9 protein-coding genes are annotated in these 6,874 nt (G+C 49.7%); 4 read left to right on the top strand and 5 right to left on the bottom strand.

What is annotated here, in order from left to right; translation table 11 throughout:
* Positions 1 to 54 precede the first annotated feature (54 nt).
* Together Q0372_RS00650 and rarD are read right to left on the bottom strand one after the other, a co-directional pair.
* Positions 55 to 465, bottom strand: a complete 411-nt coding sequence (locus Q0372_RS00650) for a hypothetical protein (RefSeq protein ID WP_298101390.1) — start codon at positions 463 to 465, stop codon at positions 55 to 57.
* A complete protein-coding gene (gene rarD, locus Q0372_RS00655) occupies positions 458 to 1,330 on the bottom strand; it encodes an EamA family transporter RarD (RefSeq protein ID WP_298101392.1) in 873 nt (290 codons plus the stop codon). Before rarD ends, Q0372_RS00650 begins: the two co-directional genes overlap by 8 nt.
* Positions 1,331 to 1,434: 104 nt before the next feature.
* On the opposite strand from rarD, the gene Q0372_RS00660 reads away from it, so the two are divergent.
* Positions 1,435 to 2,778 (top strand): class II 3-deoxy-7-phosphoheptulonate synthase, encoded by a 1,344-nt coding sequence (locus Q0372_RS00660; RefSeq protein WP_298101394.1) that lies wholly within the window; start codon positions 1,435 to 1,437, stop codon positions 2,776 to 2,778.
* Between the two features lie 445 nt (positions 2,779 to 3,223).
* Positions 3,224 to 3,418, top strand: a complete 195-nt coding sequence (locus Q0372_RS00665) for a hypothetical protein (protein WP_298101396.1) — start codon at positions 3,224 to 3,226, stop codon at positions 3,416 to 3,418.
* Positions 3,419 to 4,017: 599 nt separating this feature from the next.
* On the opposite strand, the gene acpS is transcribed toward Q0372_RS00665, so the two are convergent.
* The 3 genes from acpS to Q0372_RS00680 are packed head-to-tail and all read right to left on the bottom strand — an operon-like array spanning position 4,018 to position 5,655.
* The gene (acpS, locus tag Q0372_RS00670) at positions 4,018 to 4,389 is read right to left on the bottom strand and encodes a holo-ACP synthase (protein WP_298101398.1); all 372 of its coding nucleotides are present in this window, start codon (positions 4,387 to 4,389) and stop codon (positions 4,018 to 4,020) included.
* A 34-nt stretch (positions 4,390 to 4,423) separates the two neighbouring features.
* Positions 4,424 to 4,912, bottom strand: coding sequence for a peptidylprolyl isomerase (locus Q0372_RS00675; protein WP_298101400.1), 489 nt, complete (start codon positions 4,910 to 4,912; stop codon positions 4,424 to 4,426).
* An 8-nt stretch (positions 4,913 to 4,920) separates the two neighbouring features.
* Positions 4,921 to 5,655: a YebC/PmpR family DNA-binding transcriptional regulator gene (locus Q0372_RS00680; RefSeq protein ID WP_177388917.1), complete on the bottom strand. Its 735-nt coding sequence runs from the start codon at positions 5,653 to 5,655 to the stop codon at positions 4,921 to 4,923.
* 131 nt (positions 5,656 to 5,786) lie between these two features.
* On the opposite strand from Q0372_RS00680, the gene Q0372_RS00685 reads away from it, so the two are divergent.
* Both Q0372_RS00685 and Q0372_RS00690 read left to right on the top strand, forming a co-directional pair.
* Positions 5,787 to 6,011 carry a heavy-metal-associated domain-containing protein gene (locus tag Q0372_RS00685; RefSeq protein ID WP_297880669.1) on the top strand — a complete coding sequence of 75 codons (225 nt, stop codon included), beginning with the start codon at positions 5,787 to 5,789 and terminating at the stop codon, positions 6,009 to 6,011.
* A gap of 3 nt (positions 6,012 to 6,014) precedes the next feature.
* A partial coding sequence (locus tag Q0372_RS00690; protein WP_298101402.1) for a cation transporter occupies positions 6,015 to 6,874 on the top strand: 860 nt, incomplete at its 3' end.

The raw sequence follows: 6,874 nt of genomic DNA on the forward strand, positions 1-6,874 counted from the left end.
TATGCCGATCCGATTATTATATGTAGCCTAATTTCGATATCTTAAGGATCACGACTATAAGCTCTTAAATTCCATCTCCAGCTGCTTGCGCCAGTCTTGCAGCGAGCGCTCTGCGTCCGCGGCGTATTTTTCGATAAGCGCGTCCGTTTTATTTAGAAACTCAAATAGCTTACCCTCCCACACGGCGGGATTTAGGTTGCTTTGATGCATCGTTTTGATATAGACTAACTCCTTACTAAGAGCCTCAAGTTCGCCTAGATAGCTCTCGCGAGCGCTTTCGTCGTGCAGTTCAAGCCGCTTTAAATCTCGCAGTTTGTCCTCTAAAATATCGCAAAATTTCATATACCTTTGCGAGCTAAGCTCGGGATCTGCGGCGTCTGCTCGCGCGGAAGCCTTTTGGACCTGAAAATACACGAGCGCGCCCACCGCAAGGGCGACTGCGAACATCAAAGCGAAATTAGCCATTTTTTCTCCTTAAGCCGTCCAAGCCCACTACCGCGAGCCCGAACCAAATTAGCGAAAAGCTCAAAATTTTGTAACTCTCAAGCTCCTCGCCGTAGATAAATACCGCGATCAGCATGCTTAGCGACGGGCTGATGTATTGCATAAAGCCGATCGTGGATAGCGGCAGATACTGCGTACTTATGGCGAAGGTAAGTAGCGGTAAAATCGTAATCAGTCCGCTTGCAAACAGCAGCGCGCTGTTTACGTTAAAGCCGAAAGCGCCGCTTCCTTTCAGCGCGCAGTAGATCAGAAACGCAAGCGCAGGCAGCAGCATCAGCGCCGTCTCGCAAAACAGCCCCTCAAAGCTAGGCACTTTTACTTTTTTGCGTATGAGACCGTAAAATGCAAAGCTAAGCGGCAGCACGAGCGAGATTATAGGAAGCCTACCCAACGCGTAAATTTGCACGCCGATCGCCGCAAAGGCTAGCAGCAGGGAAAGCTTGGCCGCCGCACTTAGCCGCTCACGCAGAAACAAGGCGCCCAAAAGCACCGAAAATAGCGGATTTATAAAATATCCAAGGCTGGTAGCCAAAATTTGATCGGAATTTACCGCGTAGATATAAATGCCCCAGTTCGTGCTGATAAGTAGCCCCGTACAAAGTAGCGTGAGAGCGATTTTAGGGGCGCTAAGAAGTCGCGCGACGTTTTTTAAGCGGTGCGTAAAGCAGAGAAAAACGAGCAACAGCACGAAGGACCAAACGACGCGATGCGCTAAAATTTGCACCGCGTTCACGTCCTTTATGAGCTTGAAAAATATCGGAAAAACGCCCCACATAAAAAAGGTCACAAATGCAAGCATTAGTCCTTTAGCGCGATCGTTTTCCATAAAATTCCTTCCAAATTGCCTAAAAGCGCTATTTTAAGATTTTTTGGGTTAATAAAAGCTTATTTGGGTATAATCGCGGGATTTACGAAATTTAAGGAGGGGCTATGAGCTGGAGTAGGACGTCATGGAAAGATTATAAAATTTTACAGCAGCCGATTTATCAGGATGAAAGTGCGGTGCAGGCCGCTAAAGATCGCCTTTACAAGCTGCCGCCGTTAATTTTCGCAGGCGAGGTTCGCAATCTAAAAGCCGAGCTTGCGCGCGCCAGCGAGGGCAAGTCGTTTCTGCTTCAAGGCGGCGATTGCGCGGAGAGCTTTAATGATTTTAGCGCGAATAATATCCGCGATATGTTTAAGGTAATGCTTCAGATGGCGATTATTCTTACCTTTGCAGCGGGTCGCCCCGTCGTTAAAGTAGGTCGTATCGCAGGGCAGTTTGCAAAGCCGCGCAGCAGCGACTTCGAGGAGGTTGGCGGCGTGAGTTTGCCTAGCTACCGCGGCGACATAATCAACGGATTTGAGTTTAACGAAGCGGCGCGCAAGCCGGATCCTGCCCGCATGATCGAGGCGTATCATCAAAGCGCTTCGACGCTGAATCTGCTGCGCGCCTTTTCTCGCGGCGGTCTTGCGAACCTGCACGAGGTGCATAAGTGGAATTTGGGCTTTTTGAAAAAGGGCGAGCTGGAGGCTAAATTTAACGAGCTGAGCGATGAAATTTCGCGCACGCTTAAATTTATGGAGGCGTGCGGACTGAGCGCCGCAAATTCCCCGAGCCTTGCCGAGACGGTGCTTTACACCTCGCACGAGGCGCTGCTGCTGCACTACGAGGAGTGTCTGACGCGCATCGACAGCACCAGCGGCGATTGGTACGACTGCTCGGCGCACATGCTTTGGATCGGCGAGCGCACGCGCGGCGCGGACGATGCGCACGTGCATTTTTTAAGCGGTATCAAAAACCCTCTCGGCGTCAAGATCGGCCCGAGCGGCACCGCAGATGAAATTTTGCGCCTTTGCGACAGGCTCAATCCGCAAAACGAAGCAGGCAGGCTAAACGTCATCATCCGTATGGGCGCGGATAAGATCGGCGCGCGGCTGCCGCAAATTTTACGCGAGCTAAAGCGCGAGGGCAGGGCGATCCTATACAGCATCGATCCGATGCACGGCAACACCGTCAAGGCCGCGAACGGCTACAAAACGCGCGAATTTTCTAAAATTTTAAGCGAGGTTCAGAGCTTTTTTGAGATCCACGCCGCGGAGGGCACACACGCAGGCGGCATCCATCTTGAGATGACCGGTCAAAACGTCACCGAGTGCACGGGCGGCTCATTTAACGTGACGCAAGAGACGCTAAAACAGCGCTACGAAACGCAGTGCGATCCGCGCCTAAACGCAGATCAGGCGCTAGAGCTTGCGTTTTTGCTCGCCGATAATCTAAAAAAGGCGGAATAATCCCATTTTTTAAATTTTATCCGCACGCGGCTTTGCCGGCCTCTCTTTTGCAGAGGTCTTGCAAGCTTTTATGCTATCAAATTTAGTTTGTTTGCTTTATAATTTAAAATTTTGTTTTGCATGGGCTTTGAAGCCTTTAGCGAGTTAAATTTAGCCCCATAGGCTTTGCGGCTTAAAATTTTTAATGCGCTCTGCATGAAATTTTAAAATTTTATCGCCGTGGAATTTTAAAAATTTATCACCAAATTTTTGGCTCGCGGAATTTCATTTCTAAATTTTATTGCGCAATTCTATTGCTGGTTGGAATTTAATCGCAGGTTGGAGCTTTAACGAGAGTCGGCGCTATGACCGCGCTTTGCGCTTTAAATTTAATCGTATCTTGGCCCGGGCGATTAAAACACGGCTATAAATACGAGGCGGCTTTGGGCGGCCAAAATATAGACGATTGAAAATTTATACCTCGCGCGAAAACATAAGCCGCGTAAGCCCGCTGCCAAAATACGAGCAATTTAAAATTTTTGCGGCATCGCGCCGCGATAAAATTTCTTTTTGCAGAGGTTTTGCAAACTTCTTGGCGGCTAAATTTAGCCCCGTGAGCTCGCGGCTTAAAATTTTAAATCCGCCCTGCATGGAATTTTAAAATTTCGCCGCCGTGAAATTTTAAAATTTAACGCCAAATCTATGGCTCGCAGAATTTCATCTTTAAAATTTAGTCGTACAAATTTTGATCGCTCGCCGCTGTGTGTGCCGCCTATCTGTGCACGCTCAAGCTAGCAGCAGACTAAGCGGTAAATGTAGCTACGCAAGCTCGCCTCCGTTTTTCGCACATAGCAAAAGAGAACGCCGCGCTATCTGCGGCATTCGGCATAAGTATGGCGCAAAAGCTCTTGCTTGAGATGGGCGCGACGAATGCACGCCGCCGCGGCGCGCATTTCATTGGCTCAAGAACTTCCGTTTAATCCTTGATGATGCGATAGATTGGGCGGAGCAGACTTCGCATCCGTTTTAAATTTCAAAGCGCAATTTCGCCGTGAAATTTTAATAGAAAATCTATGCTTCTGCCGCTAAATTTCGGGTCGAAATTTTACCTTTTGAGTTTATGCCGCCTCACCGCTATAAAATTCCATGTCTTAAATTTAAAGCAAAATTATGCGGGGCGGTGAAATTTCAAAATTTCGTTGCGCAAAATTTATGCAGAATTTACGCGGAGTTCTTGCTGCCGTGTGCTGCTTCACTTCGTTACTTTGAGCGCGGCTTATTAAGTTTTAGTGCGACTACGGCGATTGCGACATTTGCGTCGTGCGTGATGCTAAGGCTTGCGGATTTGATATGAAATTTTTTACGGATTTTTTTACGTATTTTTAGATGCGGCGCGCCCAGGGCGTCTTTGTAAATTTTGGCGTCTTTGAAGCCGAATTCCGCGCCGATGCCGGTGCCTAGCGCCTTGCTAAGCGCCTCTTTGGCGGCATAGACGCCCGCGATACTTTCGTCGCGCAGCGCGGAGGAGCGCTCGGATTTTTTCAAAATGCGCTTTAGAAATTTCGCACCGTATTTTCCGCGCAGCGCCGCGATCCTGCGCACCGCGGTTATGTCCGTGCCGATCTTTATCACGGACGAACGCCCCGCGGTTTAAATTTAATCACGGCTATAAGCTCTCTTTGATCTCGACGTTGATGATCTTATCGCCCTGTCTGATCGCGTCTAAAACCGCTAGACTAGGCTGATCCACGATTTGTCCGAACACCGTATGCACGCCGTCTAGGTGCGGCTGCGCGCTGTGGCAGACGAAAAACTGGCTTCCGCCCGTATCGCGTCCCGCGTGCGCCATCGATAACGTGCCGCGCACGTGCTTGTGCTTTTGGCGGTCGCATTCGCACTTTATGCGCCAGCCGGGACCGCCCGTGCCGGTGCCGCGCGGGCAGCCGCCTTGGATTACGAAATTTGGAATTACACGGTGAAAATTTAGCCCCTTGTAAAACCCGCTGCGCGCGAGGTTAGCGAAATTCGTAACCGCCTGCGGGGCTTCATCTGCGAAAAGCTCCAGCTTCATATCGCCCTTTTCGGTTTTGATAATGGCGTATTTATCGCGTGCCAAAGCTGCTGCGTCGATGTCGTAAATTTTTAAATTTTCCATTTTTTCTCCTATGCGATGTTGGTGTAAACTGCCTGCACGTCGTCGTCATCCTCTAGCCGCTCGAGCAGCGCGTCTATGTCGCCAAGCTGCTCCTCGCTAAATTCGTGCTTTTCGTTAGCGACGAATTTTAAGCTTGCGCTGATGATCTCAAGCCCTATCTTTTCGATCCCTTCGTTTAGAGTGCCGAAACTTTCGTATTCGCCGTAGATTAGAAGCGTCTTTTCGAGCTCTCCCTTATCGTTTTCAAACTCGTTGATCTCAAGCTCGCTAAGACCGAAGTCGATGAGTTCAAGCTCCAGCTCCTCGATGTCGCGGCTCGGCAGCTTGGTCTCAAAAACGGCCTTGTGCGAAAACATAAATTTTAAACTGCCGCTCGGCAAAAACTCGCCTTTGGCTTTGTTTAAAATCGACTTTACGTTCGCGACGGTGCGGGTCGGGTTGTCGGTGGCGCATTCGATTATTAAAAGCGCGCCGTGCGGCGCCTTGCCGTCGTAGAAGATCGTTTTGATATCGGCGCTATCTTTGCCGCTTGCGCGCTTGATAGCCGCGTCGATATTGTCTTTGGGCATATTTTGCGCCTTTGCCGTAGCGATCGCGGCGCGCAGCTTGGAGTTCATCAGCGGATCTTCGCCGCCCTCTTTCGCAGCCATCGTTATGGCCTTGCCCAGTTTTGGGAAAAGTTTGCTCATCTTTCCCCATCTAGCTTCTTTTGAAGCGCGTCTGTATTCAAAAGCTCGTCCCATAAAATTCCTTAAAGCTTAAATTAAAACGGGTGATTATAACGAAAAACCCTTAAATTTCAGGAGCGGGCGTTGAAATAAAATTTATTAAAAAGTAGTATAAGTTTTGAAATTTTAATCCAAAGGAGAGACCCATGGCTTTGAAACAAAGCGTAAAATTTAAGGCGCAAAATATCCACTGCGAAAACTGCGCGAGGACGATCAAAAACGCGCTTAAGGACGATTTTGGCGAGATCGAGGTGGACGTAGCAAGCGGAGTGGTGAGTTTAAGCTTAGATCCGCGCGACGAGGCTAAATTTAAAGAGGAGATGGACGATTTGGGCTTTAGCGTCGTAGAAAAACTGTCCTGCGAAAACTAACGGATGTCAAGCAAAATCACTCTAAATATCGTCGGGATGAGCTGCGTAAACTGCTCTAACGCGATCGAGCGGGTAAGTCGCAAGATCGAGGGGGTGCAGGACGCGCACGTAAATTTCGCCAACGGCAGCGGCGAGTTCGTACTTGCTGATCCGGCGCTTGAGGAGACGTTAAAAGCCAAGATCAAAAAGCTGGGATACGACATCGCCGTGGATTACGAGGATTTGGAGCGCAAAAAGCGGCGCAACCTCAAAGCGGCGCTATTTAGGTTAATCCTCGCTCTCGTTTTAGCCGCGGCTGTAATGGCTGTGGAGATGAGCGGTTTTTTAGGCTTCGTCCCAAAGGCGCTGCTTTGCGCGGCGATGGCGTGCGTGAGCCTATTTTACTGCGGCAAAAACTTCTTTTATCACGCTTACGGCTCGCTGAAAAACAGAAGCTTTGATATGAACGTGCTCGTGGCGATGGGAAGCTTTTTTGCGTTTGCCTATTCGATAGCGGCCGCGGCGTGGGTCTATACGCACGGCGCGCAGAATGAATTTACCAATCTTTATTTCTCGTCCGCATCGATGATAATCGCCTTTATTTCGCTCGGCAAATACCTAGAAGAGCGCAGCAAGATGAAGGCGAACGACTACATCAAGGGGCTAATCGATCTAAGCCCTAAAACCGCGCTTTTGATCAAAGACGACGGCACGATAGCTGAAGTGCGTGCAGAAGCGCTAAAACCGGGCGACAAGGTGCTCGTAAAAAACGGCTCGCGCATCCCCTGCGACGGGCTTATCGTCGAGGGCGGCGCGCAGATCGACGCTTCGCTCATCAGCGGCGAGAGCTTAGCGGTTTATAAAGGCGGCAGCGGCGGAGTCCG

This window comes from uncultured Campylobacter sp. (genome assembly GCF_937997405.1).
In the GTDB taxonomy this organism is placed as follows: Bacteria; Campylobacterota; Campylobacteria; order Campylobacterales; family Campylobacteraceae; genus Campylobacter_B.